The organism is Lysinibacillus sp. G01H (assembly GCF_028872195.1).
Classification (GTDB): Bacteria; Bacillota; Bacilli; order Bacillales_A; family Planococcaceae; genus Lysinibacillus; species Lysinibacillus capsici.
Map to the genome: position 1 here is coordinate 716,910 of NZ_CP118397.1, position 26,192 is coordinate 743,101.

At 39.3% G+C, this 26,192-nt stretch carries 20 protein-coding genes; 16 read left to right on the top strand and 4 right to left on the bottom strand.

Annotated features, from left to right (window positions below; translation table 11 throughout):
• The first annotated feature begins 4 nt into the window (after positions 1 to 4).
• From uvrB to PSR12_RS03475, 6 genes are all read left to right on the top strand, one after another.
• Positions 5 to 1,984, top strand: a complete 1,980-nt coding sequence (gene uvrB, locus PSR12_RS03450) for an excinuclease ABC subunit UvrB (RefSeq protein ID WP_221679470.1) — start codon at positions 5 to 7, stop codon at positions 1,982 to 1,984.
• Between the two features lie 7 nt (positions 1,985 to 1,991).
• The gene (uvrA, locus tag PSR12_RS03455) at positions 1,992 to 4,859 is read left to right on the top strand and encodes an excinuclease ABC subunit UvrA (protein ID WP_036076718.1); all 2,868 of its coding nucleotides are present in this window, start codon (positions 1,992 to 1,994) and stop codon (positions 4,857 to 4,859) included.
• Between the two features lie 283 nt (positions 4,860 to 5,142).
• Positions 5,143 to 6,330: a DUF4097 family beta strand repeat-containing protein gene (locus tag PSR12_RS03460; RefSeq protein WP_112117404.1), complete on the top strand. Its 1,188-nt coding sequence runs from the start codon at positions 5,143 to 5,145 to the stop codon at positions 6,328 to 6,330.
• A 244-nt stretch (positions 6,331 to 6,574) separates the two neighbouring features.
• The gene (ftsE, locus tag PSR12_RS03465; protein ID WP_016991524.1) at positions 6,575 to 7,261 is read left to right on the top strand and encodes a cell division ATP-binding protein FtsE; all 687 of its coding nucleotides are present in this window, start codon (positions 6,575 to 6,577) and stop codon (positions 7,259 to 7,261) included.
• On the top strand, positions 7,251 to 8,135 hold the full coding sequence (ftsX, locus tag PSR12_RS03470; protein ID WP_004227513.1) for a permease-like cell division protein FtsX: 885 nt from the start codon (positions 7,251 to 7,253) through the stop codon (positions 8,133 to 8,135). The genes ftsE and ftsX overlap by 11 nt, the downstream gene beginning before the upstream one ends.
• 53 nt (positions 8,136 to 8,188) lie before the next feature.
• Positions 8,189 to 9,496 carry a murein hydrolase activator EnvC family protein gene (locus PSR12_RS03475; protein WP_274771654.1) on the top strand — a complete coding sequence of 436 codons (1,308 nt, stop codon included), beginning with the start codon at positions 8,189 to 8,191 and terminating at the stop codon, positions 9,494 to 9,496.
• Positions 9,497 to 9,522: 26 nt separating this feature from the next.
• Here PSR12_RS03475 and PSR12_RS03480 read toward each other — a convergent pair whose 3' ends face one another.
• Together PSR12_RS03480 and PSR12_RS03485 are read right to left on the bottom strand one after the other, a co-directional pair.
• Positions 9,523 to 9,654 (bottom strand): hypothetical protein, encoded by a 132-nt coding sequence (locus PSR12_RS03480; RefSeq protein ID WP_257521196.1) that lies wholly within the window; start codon positions 9,652 to 9,654, stop codon positions 9,523 to 9,525.
• Entirely contained in the window at positions 9,655 to 9,888 is a 234-nt protein-coding gene (locus PSR12_RS03485; protein ID WP_274771656.1) for a hypothetical protein, read from the bottom strand. It abuts the gene before it with no gap.
• Positions 9,889 to 10,150: 262 nt separating this feature from the next.
• On the opposite strand from PSR12_RS03485, the gene PSR12_RS03490 reads away from it, so the two are divergent.
• The 5 genes from PSR12_RS03490 to PSR12_RS03510 all read left to right on the top strand — a co-directional run bounded on the left by PSR12_RS03490 (position 10,151) and on the right by PSR12_RS03510 (position 14,702).
• On the top strand, positions 10,151 to 10,783 hold the full coding sequence (locus PSR12_RS03490) for a hypothetical protein (RefSeq protein WP_257521197.1): 633 nt from the start codon (positions 10,151 to 10,153) through the stop codon (positions 10,781 to 10,783).
• Positions 10,780 to 11,367 (top strand): redoxin domain-containing protein, encoded by a 588-nt coding sequence (locus tag PSR12_RS03495; protein ID WP_009374154.1) that lies wholly within the window; start codon positions 10,780 to 10,782, stop codon positions 11,365 to 11,367. Before PSR12_RS03490 ends, PSR12_RS03495 begins: the two co-directional genes overlap by 4 nt.
• A 367-nt stretch (positions 11,368 to 11,734) precedes the next feature.
• Complete coding sequence (locus PSR12_RS03500; protein ID WP_004227506.1) at positions 11,735 to 13,177, top strand: S41 family peptidase; 1,443 nt, start codon at positions 11,735 to 11,737, stop codon at positions 13,175 to 13,177.
• Between the two features lie 122 nt (positions 13,178 to 13,299).
• The gene (locus tag PSR12_RS03505) at positions 13,300 to 14,481 is read left to right on the top strand and encodes a PDZ domain-containing protein (RefSeq protein ID WP_274771659.1); all 1,182 of its coding nucleotides are present in this window, start codon (positions 13,300 to 13,302) and stop codon (positions 14,479 to 14,481) included.
• The gene (locus PSR12_RS03510; protein WP_004227503.1) at positions 14,481 to 14,702 is read left to right on the top strand and encodes a DUF2198 family protein; all 222 of its coding nucleotides are present in this window, start codon (positions 14,481 to 14,483) and stop codon (positions 14,700 to 14,702) included. The genes PSR12_RS03505 and PSR12_RS03510 overlap by 1 nt, the downstream gene beginning before the upstream one ends.
• Positions 14,703 to 14,923: 221 nt before the next feature.
• On the opposite strand, the gene PSR12_RS03515 is transcribed toward PSR12_RS03510, so the two are convergent.
• Together PSR12_RS03515 and PSR12_RS03520 are read right to left on the bottom strand one after the other, a co-directional pair.
• Positions 14,924 to 15,250 carry an AzlD domain-containing protein gene (locus tag PSR12_RS03515; RefSeq protein WP_048392045.1) on the bottom strand — a complete coding sequence of 109 codons (327 nt, stop codon included), beginning with the start codon at positions 15,248 to 15,250 and terminating at the stop codon, positions 14,924 to 14,926.
• Positions 15,247 to 15,981, bottom strand: a complete 735-nt coding sequence (locus PSR12_RS03520) for an AzlC family ABC transporter permease (protein WP_274771660.1) — start codon at positions 15,979 to 15,981, stop codon at positions 15,247 to 15,249. Before PSR12_RS03520 ends, PSR12_RS03515 begins: the two co-directional genes overlap by 4 nt.
• Positions 15,982 to 16,105: 124 nt before the next feature.
• Here PSR12_RS03520 and PSR12_RS03525 point away from each other — a divergent pair, with 124 nt between their 5' ends.
• From PSR12_RS03525 to PSR12_RS03545, 5 genes are all read left to right on the top strand, one after another.
• Positions 16,106 to 16,657 (top strand): helix-turn-helix domain-containing protein, encoded by a 552-nt coding sequence (locus tag PSR12_RS03525; RefSeq protein ID WP_048392043.1) that lies wholly within the window; start codon positions 16,106 to 16,108, stop codon positions 16,655 to 16,657.
• Positions 16,658 to 16,668: 11 nt separating this feature from the next.
• The gene (locus PSR12_RS03530; protein ID WP_004227497.1) at positions 16,669 to 17,307 is read left to right on the top strand and encodes a TVP38/TMEM64 family protein; all 639 of its coding nucleotides are present in this window, start codon (positions 16,669 to 16,671) and stop codon (positions 17,305 to 17,307) included.
• Positions 17,308 to 17,688: 381 nt separating this feature from the next.
• Positions 17,689 to 21,198, top strand: coding sequence for a helicase-exonuclease AddAB subunit AddB (gene addB / locus PSR12_RS03535; RefSeq protein ID WP_274771662.1), 3,510 nt, complete (start codon positions 17,689 to 17,691; stop codon positions 21,196 to 21,198).
• A 1-nt stretch (position 21,199) separates the two neighbouring features.
• On the top strand, positions 21,200 to 24,916 hold the full coding sequence (gene addA, locus PSR12_RS03540; protein WP_274771663.1) for a helicase-exonuclease AddAB subunit AddA: 3,717 nt from the start codon (positions 21,200 to 21,202) through the stop codon (positions 24,914 to 24,916).
• Between the two features lie 82 nt (positions 24,917 to 24,998).
• Positions 24,999 to 26,165, top strand: coding sequence for a DUF418 domain-containing protein (locus tag PSR12_RS03545; protein ID WP_274771664.1), 1,167 nt, complete (start codon positions 24,999 to 25,001; stop codon positions 26,163 to 26,165).
• Positions 26,166 to 26,192 lie beyond the last annotated feature (27 nt).

Here is a 26,192-nt window from a genome sequence, read left to right on the forward strand (position 1 = left end):
ATGAGTGCAAACATTTGATTTACAAGCGCCATATCAGCCTAACGGGGATCAGCCACAGGCCATTGCGGAATTAGTGGAGGGTGTGAAAGCAGGCAAACGTCATCAAACATTGCTTGGTGCTACTGGAACAGGTAAGACGTTTACCATTTCGAATGTCATCCAGCAAGTCAAAAAACCAACACTAATCATGGCACACAATAAAACACTAGCTGGCCAGTTGTATAGTGAATTCAAAGAATTCTTCCCGAATAACGCCGTTGAATATTTTGTCAGCTACTATGATTACTACCAACCAGAAGCTTATGTACCGCAGACAGATACCTATATAGAAAAAGACTCTAGCATTAACGATGAAATTGATAAGCTGCGTCACTCTGCTACCTCTGCATTGTTTGAGCGTGAGGATGTCATTATTATTGCATCTGTGTCCTGCATTTATGGTTTAGGTTCTCCCGAAGAATATCGAGAAATGGTTGTTTCCATTCGTACAGGTATGGAAATTGAACGTAATCAGCTATTACGCAAGCTTGTGGACGTTCAGTATGAGCGAAATGATGTTAGTTTTACTCGCGGAACATTTCGGGTACGTGGAGATGTTGTGGAAATCTTCCCAGCCTCTCGTGATGAGCATTGTATTCGTGTGGAATTTTTTGGGGATGAAATCGATCGCATTCGTGAGGTAGATGCACTAACGGGAGAGATTTTATCGGATCGAGAGCATGTTGCTATTTTCCCAGCATCCCACTTCGTTACACGAGAAGAGAAATTGCGTAAAGCGATTGAAAATATTGAAAAAGAATTAGAGGAACGACTTGCATTATTACGTGCAGAAGATAAATTACTAGAGGCACAACGTTTAGAACAACGTACACGTTATGACTTAGAGATGATGCGTGAAATGGGCTTTTGCTCTGGGATTGAAAACTATTCACGTCATTTAACATTGCGTGAAGCAGGTGCTACTCCATATACGTTACTAGACTACTTCCCAGAAGATTTTTTACTTGTGGTTGATGAAAGTCACGTAACACTTCCACAGGTACGTGGGATGTACAATGGTGACCAAGCGCGTAAAGGTGTGCTCGTAGAACACGGCTTCCGCTTGCCATCTGCTCTAGATAACCGTCCATTACGTTTTGAAGAGTATGAAAATCGTATACATCAAGCAATTTATGTATCAGCCACACCAGGTCCTTATGAGTTGGAGCATACACCAGAAATGGTAGAGCAAATTATCCGACCAACTGGATTATTAGATCCATTAATCGATGTACGTCCTATTGAAGGGCAAATCGATAATTTAATCGATGAAATACAAGATCGAATTGCGCGTGATGAGCGAGTTTTAGTGACAACGCTAACGAAGAAAATGTCCGAGGATTTATCGGCCTACTTGAAGGAAATGGGCTTAAAAGTAGAATACCTACATTCAGAAATTAAGACACTAGAGCGTATTGAAATTATCCGTGAGCTACGCAAAGGAACGTATGATGTGCTAATTGGTATTAATTTATTGCGTGAAGGTCTTGATATTCCTGAGGTGTCCCTTGTGGCGATTCTAGATGCTGATAAAGAAGGATTTTTACGTTCAGAGCGTTCTTTGATTCAAACTATTGGTCGTGCTGCTCGTAATGCGAATGGTCATGTCATTATGTATGCAGACCATGTAACAGACTCGATGAAAAAGGCGATTGATGAAACGAAACGTCGTCGTGCGTTACAAATGGCTTATAACGAGGAGCATGGTATAACACCTCAAACGATCATTAAGAAAATCCCAGATGTGATTCGTGCAACACAAGTAGCAGAAGAAGAGGAATCCTATGTAACAAAGGCAACAAAAGGCAAAAAGCTGACAAAGGCGGAAAGAGAACAGCTTGTTGCTTCTCTAGAAGTCGAAATGAAGGAAGCAGCAAAAGCGCTTGATTTTGAACGTGCGGCTGAGTTACGAGATACAATATTTGAATTGAAGGTAGAAGGGTGAATGACTTGTGAAAAATACTGAAATCGTCGTGCAAGGTGCACGTGCTCATAATTTAAAAAATATTAATGTCACAATTCCGCGTGACCAATTAGTCGTTTTAACAGGATTATCGGGCTCTGGAAAGTCTTCTCTAGCATTTGACACAATTTATGCGGAGGGCCAGCGTCGTTACGTTGAGTCCCTTTCCGCGTATGCCCGTCAATTTCTTGGACAAATGGATAAGCCAGATGTCGATGCGATAGAAGGTTTATCCCCTGCTATTTCCATTGACCAAAAAACGACAAGTCGTAACCCACGATCTACTGTTGGTACGGTAACGGAAATTTATGATTATCTACGTTTACTTTATGCCCGCATTGGTAAACCAATCTGTCCAAATCATGGTATAGAAATCACTTCCCAAACGATTGAGCAAATGGTGGATCGTTTATTAACCTATCCTGAGAGAACTAAGATGCAGCTCCTTGCACCAATGGTTTCTGGACGTAAGGGTACCCATGTTAAACTACTAGAAGATTTAAAAAAGCAGGGGTTTGTTCGTGTACGAATTGATGGGGAATTGCGTGATTTAGATGATGCTATCGAACTTGATAAAAATAAAAAGCATTCCATCGAAGTAGTAGTGGACCGTGTTGTTATGAAGGAAGGTGTTGCAGCTCGTCTGAGTGATTCTTTAGAAACGGCTTTACGTCTGGCAGATGGACGTGTGCTTGTCGATGTGATGGAACATGAAGAGTTACTATTTAGTGAGCATCATGCCTGCCCATTATGTGGTTTTTCGATAGGTGAATTAGAGCCTCGTATGTTTTCATTTAATAGTCCATTCGGTGCTTGTCCAAGCTGTGATGGCTTAGGTTCGACACAAGAGGTGGATTTAGATTTAGTGGTACCTGATTGGGATCGTTCCTTGCTAGAGCATGCCATCGCACCATGGGAACCAACAAGTTCGCAGTACTACCCACAATTATTAAAAGCTGTATGTGATCATTACGATATTCCAATGGACGTGCCTGTGAAGGATTTGCCGAAGGAAAAGATGGATAAGGTTTTATATGGCTCTGGAAAAGACAAGATTCACTTCCATTATGAAAATGAGTTTGGCAATGTGCGAGATCAGATGATCGAATTTGAGGGTGTGGTGCGCAATGTTGAGCGTCGTTTTAAAGAGACAACATCCGATTATGTGCGTGAGCAGATGGAAAAATACATGGCACAGCAGGCTTGCCCTTCATGTAAAGGGTATCGTTTAAAACCTGAAACGTTAGCAGTGAAAGTAGCCGATAAGCATATTGGTGAGGTTACCCAATATTCGATTCAGGAAGCAGACACATTCTTCAAAGAGCTTGATCTCTCTGAAAAGGATATGCAAATTGCTCGATTAGTTTTACGAGAAATCGAAGAACGATTGGGCTTCCTTGTGAATGTTGGTTTAGACTATTTAACATTGAGTCGTGCAGCAGGTACATTATCTGGTGGAGAGGCGCAACGTATTCGACTTGCTACGCAAATTGGTTCTCGATTAACGGGGGTCCTCTATATTTTAGATGAGCCTTCGATTGGTTTGCATCAGCGTGATAATGATCGGCTGATTAGCACGTTACAAAATATGCGGGACATAGGAAATACGCTAATAGTGGTAGAGCACGATGAAGATACGATGCTTGCAGCCGATTATCTCATCGATGTAGGACCTGGAGCGGGCGTTCATGGCGGGCAAATTGTGGCAGCAGGTACACCGCAGGAAGTTATGAATAATGAAAAATCTTTAACTGGACAATATTTAAGTGGTAGAAAGTTTATTCCTTTACCAATAGAAAGACGCCAACCAAATGGTCGAAAGCTCTCCATTAAAGGTGCCAAGGAAAATAATTTACGCAATGTTAAAGTAGATGTTCCACTAGGCTTATTTGTAGCAGTGACAGGTGTCTCTGGTTCAGGGAAATCGACACTGATTAATGAAATTTTATATAAATCTTTGGCACAGAAGCTGAATCGTTCAAAGGTTAAGCCTGGCGAGCATAAAGAAGTGACAGGCATCGATGAGCTTGAAAAAGTAATTGATATTGATCAATCGCCAATTGGGCGTACACCTCGTTCAAACCCAGCAACTTATACAGGTGTTTTTGATGATATTCGCGATGTTTTCGCAGCAACAAATGAAGCAAAGGTACGAGGCTACAAAAAAGGACGCTTTAGCTTTAATGTCAAGGGCGGTCGCTGTGAAGCATGTCGTGGCGACGGCATTATTAAAATTGAAATGCATTTCCTTCCAGATGTTTATGTACCATGTGAAGTATGTCACGGCAAACGGTATAACCGTGAAACACTTGAAGTGAAGTATAAAGATAAGAGTATTGCAGATATTCTCGATATGACGATTGAGAATGCAGTAGTGTTCTTTGAAAATATTCCAAAGATCCAGCGTAAGCTACAAACGATTGTTGATGTTGGGCTGGGCTATATGAAATTAGGTCAACCAGCCACAACCTTATCGGGTGGAGAGGCACAGCGTGTAAAACTAGCCTCTGAGTTACATCGACGCTCAACAGGGAAATCCTTCTATATTTTAGATGAACCAACAACAGGATTACATGCCGATGATATTGCTCGTTTACTTGTCGTGTTGCAGCGTCTTGTTGAAAACGGTGATTCGGTATTAGTTATTGAGCATAACTTAGATGTGATTAAAACAGCTGATTATATCATCGACTTAGGTCCAGAAGGTGGAGACAAAGGTGGTACGATTGTTGCAACTGGTACACCTGAAGAGGTAGTAGAAGTAGCTGGCTCCTATACAGGCAAATACTTAAAACCAATCCTGGAACGTGATCGTATGAGAATGGATGCATTGCTAGCAGAAGCTTCTAAGTCTTAAGGGTTTTACATTCGAACGTAAATGATTAATCTGGATTGAAAGGTGATCTGAAAGTGGAGAAAGTCGCTCAATCCAGATTGAAAATGATCGAAAATAGGAAAGAACCCGCTTAAACAGAGGTCAGAAATGATCCAATAGGAGAGGCCCCTGCTCTATTCAAAGAAAAAGTGATTTAAAAAACGATGTTGTAATGAAAAGACCCAATTTATTCAATTTTGCAGTGAAACTTTTCACATGATGAATCGTATAAATAGTATAACGAACTGAGGGAGGCTATTTATTTATGCAAAATGAACGTCAACGAATTTTAGAACTTGTAGAAAAAGGAACAATTTCGGCACAAGAGGCGATTACATTATTAGAAGCATTAGAGCAACCTGGCAAGTCTACTCAACATGTTATGAATGATGTGTCGAAAGAGACGCAATCCTTTTCGAGTGAAAAAGAGCCATTATTTGAAGAAAAATCAAAAGATGGTGACAAGAAAAAAGATGATTTTATGAAATACTTCCAAGATGAAATGCAAGATTTTCGTAAGGATTTAACGCAAATCGGTTCTCTTTTTATGGATATGATGAATACGGCTGTTAAAAAGGTAAAGGAATTTGATGTAGCTTCTCCATTTGGAGATAAAATTGAATTTACCCATACAGAAGAAGTGGCTGCTGCCAATGTAGACAATATTATTGTTGAATTACCAAATGGTAACTTCTCATTGGAATCCAGTGAAGGGGAAACTATTCAGGTGATTTGCAAGGTAAAGGCACCTTTGATGAACGAAAGTGAAGAAGAAACTCGTAATCACTTCTTAGAGCAATTTGTTGTGAAAGAGGAAGAGCAATCACTTCGTATTTTGAGCCAATTAAAGCTTGTTCAAGTCAATGTGAAGGTGCTAGTACCAAAGGATAAACTTGAAAAATTATCTGTTCGTCTAATGAATGGTAGTGTTTCATTACAGGATACAGAATTCGAAGAATTAAAAGTGAAAACGTTAAACGGTGCCATTAAAGGAACGAAGTTTAATTTTGGAAAAGCTGAAGTGGATTCTTCTAATGGTTCCATTGAATTAACGAATGTTCGAGGTAAGGATTTAGAGGCTGAAACATTGAATGGGCGTGTTTATTTGGATGGTGCATTGGATGAAGTTGAAGCTAAGTCTGTCAATGGACATGTAGTCGTAACAACATGCTCGACAAATTCTTCTAAAATTAAAGCTCAAACAGTTGCTGGAGCAGTGGAATTATATGTCCCACGAACAATTTCATTGAGCGGTAAAGTCGTAACGAATTTCGGTAAAGTGGATGTGGGTATCCAGGATGTTTCTAAAATGGAGTCACAAGATCAATTCTTATCCAAAGTAGTCCGTTTCGACAAAGAAGTTGAAAATGCGAATCGCCTATTTATAGAAGGTGAATCGAAAACTGGTGCTGTTTTAGTGCGCTACACAACAACAGATGAACAACAAATTTAACAGTAGAAGCATTCAAGGTAAAGCTTGAATGCTTTTTCTTTTCAAACAGGATTCGACCTAGCACATAGAGGCGAATCTTGTGTTTTTATTTTTGTCATATTTTTAAGGATAATGGCAAGGAAAGAATGAAATAGAAGGAACTGCCACGGATTGAAATGAAACTGTAATAAAAAAACAGAAATAGAGTGCTATAATAGTAAAAGAAATACCTCTTACATAGATGAGAGTTTTAGGTGGTTTAATCATGATAGAAATGAAAAATGTGACAAAGAAATACCCAAACGGTGTTGTTGCGACAAATGGTATTTCCGTTAATATAAAGCAAGGCGAATTTGTGTATGTAGTTGGCCCAAGTGGGGCAGGGAAATCCACATTTATTAAATTGATGTACCGTGAAGAAAAAGCAACATCAGGACAAATAATTGTAAATGGTATTGATTTAGCAACTTTAAAGAATAAGAAGGTCCCTTTTTTGCGCCGTCAACTTGGTGTAGTTTTCCAAGATTTCAAATTGCTACCTCGTTTGAATGTCTATGAGAATGTAGCGTTTGCGCTTGAAGTAATAGAGGAAAAGCCAGATGAAATCCGACGTCGGGTTATGGAAGTGCTAGAACTAGTTGGATTGAAGCATAAAGCAAGAATGTTTCCAAATGAACTTTCAGGAGGAGAGCAGCAACGAGTATCGATTGCTCGTTCAATCGTCAATGTCCCAAAAGTGGTGATTGCAGATGAACCTACAGGGAATCTTGACCCTGAAACATCATGGGAAATTATGAATTTATTTGAGGAAATTAATGCTCGTGGGACAACGATTGTAATGGCGACCCACAACCGTGAAATTGTAAATACGATTCGTCGTCGTGTTATTGCCATTGAAGGCGGCTTAATTGTCCGTGATGAACACGGAGGTGAATACGGCTATGAAATTTAGTACAGTAAAGCGCCACTTCCGGGAAAGTATCAAATCACTTGGTCGAAATAGCTGGATGACTATTGCCTCTGTCAGTGCCGTTACCGTTACGCTTATTCTAGTAGGTGTTTTTGCGCTTATTATGATGAATTTAAATAAAGTAGCAACGGATTTAGAAAACGATGTCGAAATTAAAGTGCTAATTGATGAGACAGCAGATGAAGCTGCGGAAAAAGCACTCATCGAAAAAGTCAAAAAATTGCCTGGTGTCTCCGAGATGACATATTCCACTAAGGAAGATGAGTTAACCAAGCTAGTAAAAGACTTCGGTGATGATTTTAAACTATTTGAACAAAGTAACCCTTTACGTAACGTTATTTATGTAAAAGCCGCTGATCCACAGCAAACAGCCAAAGTTGCGAAAACCATTGATAAATATGAGTATACATATGATGTCATGTATGGCGAAGGAAAAGTTGAAAAACTATTTAACTTCTTAAATATTAGTCGTAATGTAGGAATCGTACTTATTTTAGGGTTATTATTTACGGCAATTTTCTTAATTTCGAATACAATTCGTATAACGATTATAGCTCGTCGCGATGAAATAGAAATTATGAAACTTGTAGGGGCTACAAATTCATTCGTGCGTATCCCATTCTTATTAGAAGGTATGTGGCTCGGAATTTTAGGTTCAATTATTCCGATTGCGGTTGTCACAACCCTTTACCACAATATATATAAAATTATTGCACCACGTTTACAAGGAGAGCTTGTTCAATTACTAGATTTTTCGCCACTTGTGTATCAAGTAAGCGGTCTTCTGTTACTCATTGGTGTACTAATCGGTATTTGGGGAAGTTTCATGTCAGTACGTAAGTTTTTAAAAATTTAGTCACAACAGATATTTGTGAAAAAGAAAAGAATAGTCGAAGGGGAGTTCAATCGGTGAAAAGTAAGGCGAAAAACACATTAAAAACACTTGCAGCAGCATCTGCTCTAATTCTTTTTATCCAAACTCCATCAGCATATGCAACAAGTTTATCGGATTTAAAAGAAGAAAAGAAACAAGTTGAAACAAAGAAGAATCAGTTAAATTCATCTATCAGCAATAAATCAAATGCAATTACAGCTAATCAAGAAAAGCAACAACAAATCTTAGATCAAATTCAAGCATTGAACGCTGAAATCGACAAAACTAATAGTAATATTAAAAAAGTACAAGCAGATATTCGGGTAACAAATGAGGAAATTAAAAAGTTAGAAGCTTCTATTGAAGAGCTTTTGCATAAAATTGAAGAGCGTGATTTATTGTTACAAGAACGTGCACGTGCCATTCAAGCTGGGGGCTCTGTAAGTTATTTAGATGTATTGCTAGGCTCTAATAGTTTTGTAGACTTTATTGATCGTTTCTCTGCAGTTAATGCATTATTGGAAGCGGATCGTCAAATTATTCAAGATCAAAAAGATGATAAACAAAAATTAGAAGAGCAAAAGCAAAGTGTAGAAGAGAAACGTAAAAACCTAGAAGATAAAAAAGCTGAGCTTGAACGATTAAAAGCATCCTTAGACAGTCAAAAAACTGAGAAAAATAAACTAGTCGACCAATTAGAGAAAGAGCAAGAAAAGCTGAAATCCGAAAAGGTATTACTTGAGAAAGAATACTCGGAGGCTTTGGAAGTAAGTCAGGAATTGCAAGATCAAATTATTGCTGAACAAAATCGTTTGGCTGAAATTGCGCGTCAGCAAGAGGCGAAACGTAAAGCAGCCGCTGCGGCCGCAGCAGCAGCTGCTGCTAACAATGGTGGCGGATCATCTGGTGGTACAGTTCATGCGCCTCAATCAAACGGAACATGGATTAAACCAACGAATGGTCGCTTAACATCACCATATGGTTGGCGAAATCTTGGAGCAGGACCTGAATTCCATTATGGTGTCGATCTTGCAAATGCAACAGGAACACCAATATGGGCAGCAGCAGATGGCGTAGTTTCTTACGCAGCACCACTTAGTTCGTATGGTAATGTTGTCATTGTGACGCACTCAATCGATGGACAAATTTATACAACCGTTTATGCACATTTAAGTGCATTTAATGTTAGTGTAGGACAAGAAGTAACACAAGGTCAGCAAATAGCAGCGATGGGTAGTACAGGTCGCTCTACTGGCCCACACTTACACTTTGAAGTGCATATTGGTCCTTGGAAAGGACAAGCAGTCGGCAGTGTAAATCCACTGAAATATATTCCATTGTAAACATAAAAGCTATACACTAGTGTTTTCTAGTGTATAGCTTTTAATATTTCATCGAATGTTTCACCATTCATCAGTTTATAGGTTTGCCCATCTACAGCCAATAAGCCATTATTGAAGAACAATATTTTTAATGTATGGTCATAGTAAGTAATGTCCAATTAATAGACAACATCAGCTTGTTTGTTATTTAATAAGGTTCTTTTTACTTCCCAAGTACTTAAGGCTAAACGCATATCCTCTAATCGAGGATCGTCACGATTGATAATGGCAAAGCTTTTATTGGTACCATTGTCAACTTCCCAAACGGTTATCTTATTTATTATTTCTAGAAGATCTTTATTAGGTAAAAAATCTTGTAGTAAATTCTTTGTTCGATACTCTGGGTACAGCATCAGAACACTAATACTAAGACAAATAGCAACAATCCATAGTATAAGTCGCTTTGAAAGTATAACTCCTCCCCTTTTCTCATTTTGCGAAATATTCCACTGAAAGTTTCATCGCTATTATAAGATTCTAAATAATGTTATGATGAATATATACGTAGTGGGGTATTTTTAATGTTGTTATTTCTGAAGATTTTCTTAAAACAGTGTGAAATAGTCTTTTTTTAAAAAGGTTCTATGCTATGCTTTCGGAGGAGGATTCGTTGACTTGATAAATACAGAGTGGTACTCGATACGGACGTTAACTTTACCAGCTACTGCAGTCGCTTTACTTATTACTTTTTTTATTGTGTGGCTTATCTTGCGCTTACAATTTTCTAAAAAGTGGTCTGAGCTATATAGTGATGCCATTTTCACCTTTATTATTGTTTGGAAGTTAAGTTTGCTTGTGACAGATTTCAAAACGGTAGTAAACAATCCAATTACATTGCTTTATTTTAATGGCGGAACAATGGGTGTTCTTCTCGGTGTCATCGTAGCATCCTTGCAAATATGGAGAAAGCGACAGAGTCTACAGCTTGAGGAAAAAGAGATGATAGCTGGTAGCTGGGCTATTATTCTAACGCAATCCATTTATCAAATGCTTGCTGTGCTACTTAATGACAACAACATATCGAGTGAAGTTATAACATTAGCTGTGCTAAGTGTAGTCACGCTCGTCATATTATGGAGATTAGTAGCGGGGAAACAAGCTCTCATACTCTATACAATTAGCTATTTGATAGTGGCTATCTTACAGCCGCTTGGTATAGGGCAAACAGCTGTGGGTGTTAGTGTAATACTACTTTGTTTGGGCTTAACTATTCGGCATGAACGAATCTATGTGGGAGGTAAGGAATGAAAAAAAATATTGGGCTGCTGATCGTTGTGCTATTAGTGGTTGCGATGATTGGTACATATGTAAAACAACAAATTGACGAAGAACGTGCTATTGATAAATCGGCCCTAGGTAAGGATATGGAGGAGCTAGAAACCGGCTTAAGCAAAGGCGATATACCGCCTGATTTCACCTTAACAAGCTTAGACGGGGAAGATATCACGTTAAGCGATCTTCGTGGAAAAAAAGTCGTTTTAAATTTCTGGGCGACATGGTGCCCACCTTGTAAGGCGGAAATGCCGCATATGCAAAGCTTCTATGATGAGTACGCAGAAGAGAAAAACGTTGAAATTATAGCGGTCAATTTAACAGAAGCCGAACGTGATGTGACCGCTGATGCCAAAGTGGACACAGTGATGACATTTAGAGATAGCTTTGAGCTAACTTTCCCTATTTTATTGGACCCTGACAATGAAGCTGGCTTGAATTATCAAGTCATTACGATTCCAACCACCTATTTTATTGATTCCAAGGGCCTTATTCAACGCGCCATCAGAGGACCGATGGACGTGGATATGTTAAATGATTATGTAGATGCACTAGATTGATTCATAAAAAATCTGCTCGTTTTCTATAGTGGAAACGAGCAGATTTTTTTATTTTTCATGAAGCCAGGATGAATACCCGCGAAGTCGAGGTGAATACTCGCGGAAGCAGAGTAAATACCCGCGAAGTCAAGGTGAATACTCGCGGAAGCAGAGTAAATACCTGCGAAGTCAAGGTGAATACTCGCGGAAGCAGAGTAAATACCTGCGAAGTCAAGGTGAATACTCGCGGAACCAAGGTACATTCCCTAGAATCAACAACCAACATGCATGTATAAAGTGAAATATTCTCTCTTAACAAATTTGAAAGGTAATTTTGTATGTTTGAAAAAATAGAGTCATACAGTAAAAGAGACGGAGGAGGGAAGATTTGCGCAAATTAACAGCCGGTGTCGGAGTCCTACTTAGTAGTTTGGTGGTAGGCAGTGGTATTTACTTTGATTGGTTTAATATTGGGGATAAAAAGGAGCCTGTTACGGAGGTTGATACTATTGGTGAGGCTATGACAATCATTGAAGAAAAATCAGTATACAGTACAAAAAAGGATGCATTGGTGGAGGGGGCTCTTCGTGGGATGGCTGATGCCATTAAAGATCCTTATAGTACGTATTACTCCAAGGAAGAGGCTGAGCAACATCGGCAAATGCTAGCTGAGGAACGAGTAGGCATCGGTATTGAACTAACAGAAAATAAAGGGAAGTTTATCGTCGTGTCACCTGTTCGCTCATCACCAGCAGAGAAAGCAGGCATGCGTTCACTCGATGAAATTGTACAAGTTGATGGGGTACGGATAGATGGGAAAACAATGAGTGAATTAATGCATTTAATTCAAGGTGAAAAGGGCACGAAAGTAACCATTGTTGTCTATCGTCCAAGTGAAGATAAGCATATTAAGATGACGATGGAGCGCGCAGCAATATCCAATAAAACGGTAACTAGTGAGGTAGTGAAGGTAGAAGATACAGCCATTGGCTATGTAGTGATCTCATTATTCGGTGAAAAAACCGCCAATGAATGGGTGGCAGAAACGAGTAAATTACTTCGTAAAGATGTGGAAGGAATTGTGATCGATGTACGGGATAATCCAGGTGGTTATTTACATAGCGTCGCAGCGCTACTGAGCACAGTATTGGACAATGGCAAAGTATTTGCATATATGCAAAATGCGGAAGGTGCTATGGAACCATTAAAAACGCAAACAAAAGGCTTTGATGAAAAATATATAGAAACAATGAATAAAATTCCAATTGTTGTTTTGCAAAATCAAGGTAGTGCATCTGCAAGTGAAGTATTGAGCGGTGCTTTAAAAGGCTGGGGACGCGCTTCACTTGTTGGGGTTAAGAGCTTTGGAAAAGGGACTGTACAAGAATCTTGGGAGCTTTCCAATGGCGGGGAGCTTAAATTATCAACCAACAAATGGCTAACACCAAAACGTGAATGGATTCATGGGCAGGGCATTGAAGCCAGTTTAATGATCGAGCAAAATGAATTATTTGCTTTTCAACTTCATCCACTAACGGGTAAGTTTAAAGTGGGTGATATGAGTGAAGAGATTTCCTATTCCCAAAATGCCTTGCAGAAACTAGGCTATCAAATCGATCGTTTAGATGGCTATATGGATGAAACGACCGCAGAGGCCGTTAATCTTTATCGTAAACAGAAAAAATTAAAGCTAGCAGAAGATGAATTTTATATGGACACGACTTTCTTTAATAGTTTAAACGAAACGTTAAAGGATTTTAAAGCAGATCGTCAAAATGACCAACAATTCCAAATGGCCACTAGTTTTTTACTGCATACGATTGACCAATAAAACTTGCTGACAGAACAAAAATACCATAATACAAAGCTTTCTATGAGTTTGTACTACGCAAGCGTGTAGTCCTTTGATACAATAAATTCATAGTATTCAAGAAAGAAATGGCGGGTGTTCGTATGGTTAGTGAGATATTAATAGAAATTGTAACAGCGATTGGCCGCTTTTTACTCAACCCATTACTGTATATAGTCATAATATTTGCTATTATTTTAGGTTATCGTCGAGTAAAACAGGAGCGTAAATATTTTAATAGACGTATTATTTGGGGCTGGACGGAGCTAATCGGACAATGGAAAGATGGGTGGCTCTATGCACTAATTATTTCTGTCATTAGTATTGGAGCAGGTCTAACTGTCCCAAAGGAATTTTTAATCATTTTAACGGCAGTTTCTATAGTAGCACTTATCTTATTTGTCATGAATGCAATGTCACCTATTTTGACAATGGGGATTGCCACACTTGCCATATGGGGTATGTCCTATTACAATTGGTCATTTTCCTGGTGGGAAATTTCAGTAGAGGATGTCCATTTAGAGAGTGGTGCAATTGTGACAATTACCATTCTTGCGGGCCTTTGTGTCATTGCAGAAGGGCTATTAATTCGACGTATGGCGATGAAGGTTACAACACCTTGTATTGAGAAAACGAAGCGGGGTATGCAGGCAATTGTCTATCGGTCAAAAAATGTATGGGTATTACCTATTTTCTTTGTTATTCCTGGCGATGCGATTTCGGCTATATTCCCATATTGGCCACAGTTTACGATAGGTCATAGTAGCTTTGCACTTGTGTTATTTCCACTTGTCATTGGCTTTACTAAACTGACAAGAAAGGAATTACCAGCTTACATGTATCCAAAAATTGGCCGACCTGTTTTTTTACTAGGACAGCTTATTTTAATAGGAGGATTGGCTGCATATTTTGAGCCATTGATTGGATACATTACACTTGCAGTTGGTGTAATTATCCGTATTATAATTACTATCTACTATGCACAACAGGAAAAAACAGATCATTATGCAGTTGCTCCGAGTACGAAGGGTGCTATTATTGCAGCCGTGCTTCCTGATTCACCTGCTGAGAAAATGGGCTTACTTGCAGGGGAATGTATCCGCAAAGTAAATGGTGTGTCAATTTTTACAGAAAATGAGTTATACGAAGCACTGCAATTAAATGCAGCTCATTGTCGTCTCGAGGTTTTAGACCGAAACAATGAATTACGTTTAACGCAACATGTGATTTATAGCAATGATCATTACCGCATTGGATTATTATTAGCTGAGCCGAGGGAAGTATAATGGACGTTTTTGGGAAAATGATGTTAGCATTATTCATACCAGCTTTATTGGTATTACTATTCACTAGAATTACCTATAATCGCTATGTTGCATTATTATTAGCCATTGCACTTATTGCTGCCTCAGTATATGCAGGCTATACATCCCCACCTATTATTTTCGTCATTGATGCATTTTCATTAACAGTAGGCTTTTGGCTAGCAAGTAAAATGAATAAATAACGAAAGGTCAGTCCAGGCAATAAACTGTACCCTATAAGATAGACACTTGAAAAAGGTCATCTTATAGGGCATTTTTGTTTAATTGAAAAGAAAAGATTCGGAGCCACTACTATGACTAAGAACTTTTTAACACCCCACTAACAAAATGAATTAAAAAAGAATCCGTATGTAAAAGCTGTAAGCACAATAAAGCGATTACGTATACGGATAAGTTGACCTTTTTACATGAAAAATCGCACTGCTGCCATAATGATTACTCCTGCAACTACTGTAATCGATAAGCTTTTTGTGACAAGGGCAATAATAAGAGTAGGAACAAATGTAATAAAGACTGGCCAATCAAGTGTCACTACTTTGCCGCTTTCAGTATCTATTAAATTTTCAATGACTAGAGCACTTAATATACAAACAGGAATAAAACTAAGCCATTTTAGCACAACATCAGGTAGTGTTACACTACGCACAAAAATAAATGGAATGACACGTGGTAGCCATGTTACAAGTGCGCAGCCGATAATAAGCCAGACCATATAAGAAGTTGTTGTCATTTATCTGTCACCACCCCAATTGTTGCGACAATCACGGTTGCCAGGAGCACAGCTACATGTGAAGGGACTACAAAAGAAAGACCGTACATAATAACCGCCATATAGCCAATTAACTTGATATAATGCATGATTTTACTTTTGCCAACACTGCTCAATTGCAAAACTAAAAGTGCAATAAACATAGCAACCAAGGCAAAATCTAAACCCCATTTTTCAGGATTTGCTACCCACTGTCCTAAAAAGGCACCCGTAACACAGGAAAGAATCCAAAAGATATAGGCTGTTATATTTAACCCATCCATCCATTTACCGTATAATTTACCTGTTTGCATTTGCTTTGTTACTGCTACACCAAAGGTTTCATCCGTTAATAATGTACCAAAGCCAACATTTCTAAGCATGGAGTAGCGCGTAAAATGAGGTGCTAATGTTAAACTCATTAATAAATGGCGTAGATTCACTACGAAAATGGTTACAATGATAGCAGAGGCAGGGCTACTTGTTAAAAGAAGTGCACAAAAAATAAATTGTGCAGAGCCTGCGTAAATCAGTATCGTTAATAGCGCGATTTCAAGGACAGATAACCCTGAAGCGGAACCTACAACCCCAAATGCCAGTCCTATACTAATATAACCGAGTAATGTAGGCACGCAATCTTTCACGCCTTGTAAAAAACTGTCATTGGAAGAGCTTGTTGTGTCATCATGTTGAAGCTCTGTTGTACTTGTCATAAATAGGTCATCCTTTCTTGATAATTTCCATGTATACTATTGATGGAATTGTTTGATAGTTCTTGATGTTTATTAAAGTATACATATGTCTGATAAAATAAACAATAGAAATTGGTGAGTAAAGATGGAACAAATGAGTCGAAATTTAGCATTTCAATTAAAGAAAATTAGACAACAACGTCATTTAAGTCTCGATGATGTGGCCAAAGCGACAGGTGTCAGTAAAGCACAGCTTGCACAAATCGAAAAAGGAGAGGCCAATCCGACTGTTTCAACAATTTGGAAAATTGCAGCGGGTATGCGTATGTCATTTTCTTCATTATTACAGCCGCCAACTGCTCATTACATGCGTTATAGCAGTAAAGATGTACCACATGTAGATGAGGATGAGGGACGCTATCGTGTCTACTCCATTATTCCGTATAATCCAGAGCGAGGCTGGGAGTTTTATAAGGTTGAAATGGAGCCAGGGGCAGTTAGTAGGAGTGAAGCCCATACAGAAGGGGTAGAGGAAACTGTAATGGTTATTAAAGGACAAGCAGTTATTTCTGCTGGAGACATGCATGAATTACTAGATGAAGGGGATACACTAGTATTCTCAGGGCATCAACCACATGAATATCGTAATACTTCAGAAGGGTTAACAATTTTTCATTTAATTTTACAGTATAAATAGAGGTGTCGACGTTGAATGAATGGTTTACTGTAGAAAATATTGAACAGGTTGCGGCACAGTATCGAACGTTTGGCCCAATCATTGGTTTACTGCTCCCATTTTTAGAGGCATTTTTACCATTCCTACCATTAGTCGTATTCGTTGTGGCGAATGCCAGTGCATTCGGCTTATGGCTAGGATTTCTATTATCTTGGCTAGGCTCTGTAGCTGGCTCCTATGCAGTTTTCTTACTTGTGCGTCATTTTGGCAAACATCCAAGACTGCAATTTTTAACAGGTAGTAAAAAAGTACAGAAGCTTATTAAATGGGTGGATATGAATGGCATCAGCCCTCTTTTTGTCCTCCTCTGCTTCCCTTTTACACCATCTGTGATTGTCAATATTGTAGCGGGATTGTCACATATCCATAAAAAATTTTACTTAATCGTTTTACTTGCAGGAAAGTTTGTCATGATTTTAGGTATGAGTGTATTAGGCTATGATTTAAAATCGCTCTTGACAAGCCCAGTGAGATTGATAATTGCAGCTGTGGCCATTGTTATTTTATGGTGGGTTGGGAAGTTGATAGAGAAGCGTTTGAATGCCCGTGTCGAAAGAGATTTAAAGCAAGCGCGAAATTTGACGAAAAAGCAGGACCACCATGCCAGTTAGTAAATAATCTGTAGCCTCTTTCATTATGTGAAGAGGCTGCTTTTTTGTGTAATAAATCAACCTTTTTATAGGTAGGTGAAGGTTGAAGGTTGATAGATAGTATTTACTAGGTTTTTTCGATAGAATTTAAGATAGATGATTTATGTTGTTTTGAGTAGGCTGGGAAAACTGCTCCACCATAGATGAGAAGTGATCAATTGAATGGGGAAACTGCTCAAAAATCGGTGAGAAATGATCAATAGTGTGGGGAATCCGCTCCAAAATAGATGAGAGATGAGAAGTAATCAATCCAGTGAAAGAATCGCTCAAATAAAAGTACAAATCTTTATTTCAACAAAAGAGACACCCGCAACAGCAAGTTAATGAGGAGGGGGAAAGCAAATGACATTGCGTATTGTTTCAGGACGTTCGGGAACAGGGAAATCGGCATTTATTCATCAGGAAATTGTTGAGCAATTAAAGACAGATCCATTGGGGCATCCGATTTTCATTATAGTGCCTGACCAAATGTCTTATTCTACGGAATATGAGCTGACAAATAAGCAAGGTTTACAAGGCTTGATTCGAGCACAGGTGATGACGTTTAAACGTTTAGCATGGTTGGTTTTACAGGAAACAGGAGGTATTGCTCGTAAAGAAGTGAATGGCTATGGCTATCGAATGCTTATTCGTAAACTTTTGGAGGAACAAAAAAGCGAGTTTTCCTTATTTCGACAAGCAGCAGGAAAACGTGGTTTTACGGAGGAAATTGAAACCCTTTTAAGAGAATTTAGTCGTTATAGCGTCAATAGCTCAGTCTTGGCAGAGGTAATGGAATCGTTAAAGGCAATAGATGCACCCAATACATTGCAGGCGAAAGCGAATGATTTACATGTTATTTTGCAGGCATTAGAGGAACGCCTTGGTACGACATATGTTGACAGCGAGGGCTATTATCCGATTTTAACGGAGCAACTGAAGTATGCCGAAACGATGAAGCAAGCGACCATCTATATTGATGGCTTCACCGCTTTCACTGTGCGGGAGTTAGAACTGGTTCGTGAATTGTTAAAGGTAACGAAGCAAGTAACGGTCGTCCTTCCCTTTGATCATATTGATGAAGCCTATGATGAACAAGCTTTATTCCATGAAGCAGCCTTAACGAATCAACGTCTTCATGATATAGCAAAAGAAGAGGGCATTGATGTTGAATTACCAATACATTTTTATAAGACTCAAAGATTTCATTCTAAAGATTTACAGCATGTGGAGGCAAAGTTTGCTGATTTGGAGCCCAAAACGAAAAAAACTTCAGGAGATGTAACCGTGCTTGAAGCATCAAATCGTCGAGCGGAGGTACATGCGATTGCCCGGGAAATAACAAAACTGACAAGAGAAGACGATTTTCGCTATCAGGATATCGTACTTTTGTATAGACAAGCAGATCTCTATGATCCACTTATTACAAGTATTTTCCAACAATATGAAATTCCTATTTTTACAAATACAAAAAAGACAATGCTACATCATCCATTAATAGAGCTAAGTCGTTCAGCCTTGGAGGTTATGACCTCGAATTGGAAATATGAGCCAGTTTTTCGTGGTGTCAAAACAGATTTGTTTTTTCCATTACAAGCGGAGTTAACAATTTGGCGTGAGCGAGCAGACCGATTAGAAAATTATTGCTTGGCGCAAGGCATCTATGGAGAACGATGGTTTGAGGAGGCACGTTGGTTTTATAAAAAGTATCGCGGTCTAGAATTCCATTCGCGTGTACAAACAGATGAAGAGCGTGCAATGCAGGCAGAAATCGATGCCATTCGAGATGAAATTCGCCAACCTCTAAAACTATTACAAGACAAGCTTGATAGCGCCAAGAATGGCAGAGATATTGCGACTGCTTTATTTGAACTTATAGAGTCATTACAGGTATATGACAAACTGCAAGTCATGAAAGATCGTGAGCTAGAGCGAGGTGACGCATTAGCTGCAAGTGAACATGAACAAGCTTGGAATGAATGGATTGCTGTTCTTGACCAATTCGTTTATATGTTTGGTGAGCAGGAGATGTCTGTAGAGCAAGCAGCCAAAATTCTTGATGAAGGCTTTGATACATTAGAATTTTCAAGAATTCCGCCAACCCTTGATGAAGTAATGGTGGCTACTGTCGATTTAGCTCGTTTATCCAATATCAAAGTCGCTTTTGTAATAGGAATGAATGATGGTGTTTATCCAACTCGGATGGAGTATGAGGGCTTGTTGTCAGATATCGAACGTGAATGGTTTAGTCAAATTGGCTATGAACTTGCCCCTACCTCTACTAATCGTTTATTACAGGAAAATTTCTTGTTCTATCGTGCTATTACAACGCCATCTAACAAATTGTATATGACCTATCCTACGGCGGATGAGGAAGGCAAGGCACTCCTAGCCTCACTTTATATTAAGAAAGTAATAGGAAATGACAAAAAGGCTGGGTTATTAAGTGGTGTATCGATAGAACGAGTGGTAATCGACCCGATTGAATTACTAGATGGAGATGTTTTACCATATTTACGCCATCCAAGGACTGCATTGGCACATCTAATGGTACAGCTACGTCAAGCTGAACATAGCCGTGAACTAGCTCCAGAATGGCTAGCTTTACAAAGATTTTATAAACAAGATCCTTATTGGGCACTCATTTTCGACCGCGTACTTTATCCAATTACCCATAAAAATGAGGCTGAGCCACTTGAAACCTATATTACACAGGAATTATATGGTCAGAAGCTAACATCCAGTGTGTCGCGAATTGAGAAATACTTCAGATGTCCTTTTTCTCATTTCACTACGTATGGTCTACGTCTTGAAGAACGAGCTGAGTATCGGCTAGAAACGTTTGCAATGGGTGACTTATTCCATGAGGCATTAAAGTGGATTACAGAGGAAACACATCGTCAGCAATTATCTTGGATTCGTTTAACAACAAAGCAAATTAAACAATTAGCACGTCAAGCAGTAGAACAAATTGTTCCAGTCTTTTCCCATCAAATCCTATTATCCAGTGCCCGCTATCGCTATATTCAGCGTAAGCTAATTCGAATTGTTGAGCGTACAATGACAGCACTGACACAGCATGCAAATGTATCACACTTCAAACCAATTGCAATTGAGGCGTCTTTTGGTCCTGGACAACATGAACAGCTACCACCATTAGAGATTGATTTGACTGGTGGTAAGAAAATGTTTATGCGTGGACGTATTGACAGAGTGGATAGTGCAACGATAGATGACCGCTCTTATTTGCGGATTGTTGACTATAAATCCTCAGCTCGTGACCTTGATTTAAATGAGGTTTATTACGGATTATCCTTACAGGTCCTAACGTATTTAGATGTGGCAATGGAAAATAGTTCTTACTGGCTATCAGGTGAAGCAGAGCCAGCAGGGGTACTGTATGTCCATGTCCATAATCCGATGCTGAAGCTGGATAAAGATTTGACGGACAGTGAAATAGAAGAGGATCGTTTAAAGCAGTATAAAATGAAAGGTTTGCTATCTGAAAATGCTGAAGCGATTTTATCGATGGACGAGCAATTGGAAGAAAGTAGTGGGCATTCAAAAATCATTCCTGTCTATATGAAAAAAGATGGAACACCGTCTGAATCACAATCGCGTATAGTTCCTGTCAATGATATGAAAAAGTTGCAACATTTCGTTCGTCGTAAACATCAGGAGGCAGGGAATGGTATCTTATCTGGTGATACGGCCATTAGTCCCTATAAATTAAAAGCCAAAACGGCATGTGATTATTGTCAATTTGCTGCGGTTTGCCAATTTGATCCATCAGATGGTAAACAAAACTATCGTCAATTAATGCAAGCAAAGCCGAATGATATTGTCGATAAAATTCGGAAGGAGATAGAATAGAATGGTACAAACAATTCCTGTTAAGCCAGTAGATGTCACATGGACAGACGATCAGTGGAAGGCCATTTATGCTAGCGGTCAAGATACGCTTGTATCGGCTGCAGCAGGGTCTGGGAAAACAGCGGTTCTGATCAATCGTATGATTGAAAAAGTCATTGCTACTGAAAATCCGATCAATGTAGATGAACTATTGGTAGTGACCTTTACAAATGCCTCAGCCGCTGAAATGCGTCATCGTATGTCTGAGGCATTAGAAAAGGCGATAGCAGAAAATCCAACATCTAATCATTTAAGACGGCAGCTTAGTCTTGTTAATAAAGCACAAATTTCTACACTGCATTCCTTCTGTTTAGCAATTGTGAAGCAATATGCGTACTTACTTGATATAGACCCAGGCTTCCGTATTGCCAATGAAGCAGAAATAGCATTATTACGAGATGATGTTTTAGCAGAAGTTTTAGAAGATGCCTATGATGCTGAGGATGAGGCTTCCGTCCAAGCCATCTATCGTCTTGTCGATAGCTTTACCTCAGATCGTGATGATCAAGCCATCGAAACGCTGATTAGTAAACTTTATGATACGTCTCGTGTCCATGCCGAGCCTCAAAAATGGCTTTGGAGCCTGCCGAAAGCATATGAATTAGCTGAGGAAGTGACAATAGATGATTTAGAGCTATCTCAATACGTCAAATTAACCGTACGTCATAGCCTGGAAGAGGCGTTTATGTTAATTTCTGAAATGCGCGCAATTACATTACAACCAGATGGACCTGCACCCTATGCTGAAACGGCAGAGGTAGATTTTGCTATGATTCAGGAAGGGATTCGCATTAGTCAAAGTGGGACATGGCAAGAGCTATTTGATTATTTTGCAACGGTTAAATGGTCTACCTTAAAGCGGGTATCGAAGGATGCACTAGTTAATGTAGAGCTGCAGGAGCTTGCAAAGAAAAAACGAGAAGCAGCCAAAAAAATGATGAATAAAATCAAGGAGACATATTTTGTTCGTACGCCTGCAAGGCTACTTGAGGAAATAAGGTTAATGGCACCGACCATTACTACGCTAGTTGAATTGACCACTACATTTAGTGAACAATTTCGACTAGCCAAGTTAGAACGGGGAATCATTGACTTTTCAGATTTAGAGCATTATGCACTTCAAATTTTAACGGTAGAGATAGATGGTGCACTTCATCCATCACCGGTTGCACTAGATATGAAAAAGCGTTTTAAAGAAGTACTTGTAGATGAATATCAGGATACCAATATGCTACAGGAAACTATCTTACAGCTTGTCAAAACGGGCGAAGAACAAGATGGAAACCTTTTTATGGTTGGGGATGTGAAACAAAGTATTTACCGTTTCCGATTAGCTGAGCCAAAGCTTTTTATGAGAAAATATAGTGAATACTTGGAGTCACCTGATGTAACGGGGATGCGAATAGATTTAAACGCTAACTTCCGAAGTCGAAAAGAAGTATTAAATGCTACAAACTATGTTTTTGCACAAATTATGGGTGAGCGTGTTGGTGAAATTTCTTATGATGACAATGCGTCACTAAAGCCTGCTGCACCCTATGATGAGAAAGAAATACCTGTTGAGCTGGTCGTATTGCATCCACCACAGGAAGAGGAGACAACAGAAGAACTGGAAGAACTAAGCAATGAGGCAACGGAGCTTGAGGAATTAAAAAAATCACAATATGAGGCACGATTTATTATCGATCGTATACGTCAGATGATGGAAGATGGAACAACTGTATACGATACGAAAACAAAAACAGAGCGACCATTAAAGTATAGTGATATTGTAATTTTAATGCGCTCGATGACATGGTCAACAGACTTAGTGGAGGAATTTAAGCTGGCAGGGATCCCACTCTATGCAGAATCATCTAAAGGCTATTTTGACGCACTCGAAGTAATGATTATGTTAAATGTCCTGAAGGTAGTCGATAATCCCTATCAGGATATTCCCTTAGCCTCTGTACTGCGCGCACCGTTTGTTGGTTTAACGGAAAATGAGCTGGCGAAAATTCGTTTAGCCGATCAAAAGGTACCTTTTTATGATGCTTTACGACAATTTATTCGTAGTGAAGGACATGGTGTGCAAACCACTACATTTGAGAAGTTGCAACGCTTTATGCTGGCCTTTGAAAATTGGCGTGATTTAGCACGTCGTGGATCATTATCAGATTTAATTTGGAAAATTTATTTAGATACACACTATTATGAAATGGTTGGGGCAATGCCGAATGGCAAACAGCGTCAGGCAAATCTACGCGTATTACATGATCGTGCATTAATGTATGAAAAAACGGCATTTCGTGGACTATTCCGTTTTTTACGCTTTATTGATCGTATGCGTACGCGTGGCGATGATTTAGGTACTGCCAAATCAATTGGCGAAAAGGATGATGTAGTACGTCTGGTGACAATACACTCATCCAAGGGTTTAGAATATCCAGTCGTCTTTGTTGCAGGAATGGGACGTCCGTTTAATAAAATGGATTTTCATCAGCCCTATATGTTTGATCAAGATTTTGGACTAGCTGTTAAGGCCATTGATCCCGAAAATCGTATCACATATACATCGTTACCGTTTTTAGCATTGAAGGAGAAAAAAGAACTGGAGATGCGTGCAGAAGAAATGCGTGTCTTATATGTTGCAATGACGCGAGCGAAGGAGCGTTTGATTTTAGTCGGCTCAGTGAAGAACTGGGAGAAAACACGCGACAACTGGCAGGACGCACAAAGTTTACCAATGGATGCACCGCTTCAAGAATATTTACGTGCAAGAGCTAATAGTTATTTGGACTGGGTTGGCCCAGCAGTAGCAAGACATGCAGATTTTGCAGCTGTAGCAAGCACATCTTATAAAGAAGTGGAGGATCAATCACATTGGTTGGTTCAAGCCATCGATACAAAGCATTATTCATATGAGATAGAGGCGATGAGTGATGAAGTACAGCAAGTGCTTGCGATACAAGAGGATGAGGACTTGCTGGCTGAAATCACTACCCGCTTTCAAGCGCAGTATGTCTATCAAAAATCTACAAGAAAGCGCTCCAAAACATCTGTTAGTGAAATAAAGCGATTAGAAAATTTACAGCGCCAGGAGGAACCTGAATTTTATTTTGCCTCTCCTATCAAGCAAAAGGCTTCGTCCATTGCACCTCGCCCCGCTTTTTTACAGGAGCAACAGCTAACTGGTGCTGAAATTGGTACAGCTGTGCACACAGTGATGCAGCATGTTCCTCAATATGGCTTTAGTCATATCGATGCTGTAAGGGACTTTGTGGAGGATTTAGTGACAAGACAGCTTTTAACAGAGGCGGAGGGCAAAGTAGTTCCGCAAGCGAAAATTTATCGTTTTTTTGAGACAGAAATAGGGCAACGCTTTCAACGCGCAAGGCAGATACGTAGAGAAATGCCGTTTACAATTAGTAGAATCGATGAAGATGGTGATGCTCAAATTGTGCAAGGGATCATTGACTGCCTATTTGAGGATGAATACGGTAATTGGGTCTTGTTGGATTATAAAACGGACCGTATACAATCTCATTTTGCGCAGGAGCCAGCCCTGTCAAAGGAAATACTAGGTCGTTATGCCGTACAGCTTCGTGTTTATAGCGAAGCCATTGAATCAATTTTACACATCAAGGTGAGCGATAAAGTATTATTTTTATTCGATAATGAACAGACCATACACGCATAAAAAACTTGTTACGGTCAAAGGGGGGCAAAGTTTTTTCTTGCCCTGCTTTCACCATAGCTGCTAGTCAAGAGGAGGCTATTTTGTGGAGTTAAAACCAACAATGTTGCAGGAACGAATAGCAACATTAGATATTTTACGAGGTATTAGTTTAGTAGGTATCTTACTTGTAAATATGTATACCTTTTATTTGCCAATGCCGCATATTGATTTGGCATCATGGTTTACAACCCCATCGGATATTGTTTGGCAGAAAAACATAGATATATATGTGCAAGGCAGCTTTTACCCGCTTTTTGCCATGCTATTTGGTTATGGGCTAGCCATGCAGTGGCAAAAGGCTCAAAGTCGTGACCAAAACTTTTATACGCTGGGGCTTCGTAGACTGTCCATCCTGTTTGCCTTTGGTTTTATCCATGCTGTGCTAATTTGGTGGGGCGACATCTTAATGATGTATGCATTTTGTGGCGTTTTCTTAGTGCTATTACTACGTTTGAGTCCCATCTGGCTATTAGCGAGTGCTTTGATTATTAATGGCTTGATGCAAGCTTTTATGCTCTTTGTAGTAGGGATTGTAAATTTTAATACAAAAGTAGATGATTACTTAGATATCGTATCAGTAGAGAAGGCCATCACGGCTTATGGGACAGGAAACTGGGTAGATGCCTTTATGCAACGCTTAACAGATTTATCGACGCAGGCAGGCATCGAGATGTGGTTTGTCGCACTGTTCACGATTTTACCGTATATGTTAATAGGTGCCGCTGCCTCTAAATGGCGTTTAGTAGAACGGGCTAAAGAACTGAAGTGGCTCTGGCTGTCGTTTGCAATCGCTGGATTGGTCATAGGTATTGGTATAAAAAGCTTATCTATTATGTTTACAAGAACATATTTACTAGATTATTTAAAGGTATACATAGGGGGGCCTGTTCTATCGGTGGGCTATATTGGGGTCATTGTGTTACTTTGCTTAGTGCCAATAATGCCAAAGGTACTTAGTCCTTTTGCTAAAATTGGTCGCATGTCATTAACGATGTATATTCTTCAATCTATTATAGGTACTTGTTTATTCTACCAATTTGGCTTTGGCTGGTATGGTAAAGTAAGTGTAGAAACAGGGGTATTAATTGCTGTCGGCATTATTGTTGTGCAAATGATCATAGCAGAAATTTGGTTATCTAAGTGGAAACAAGGGCCGTTAGAGACAATATGGCGTAAATTAACATATAAGCAAAAAGTAGAAGTGCGTTAATATATTCCTCTTCACATGCATATTTTA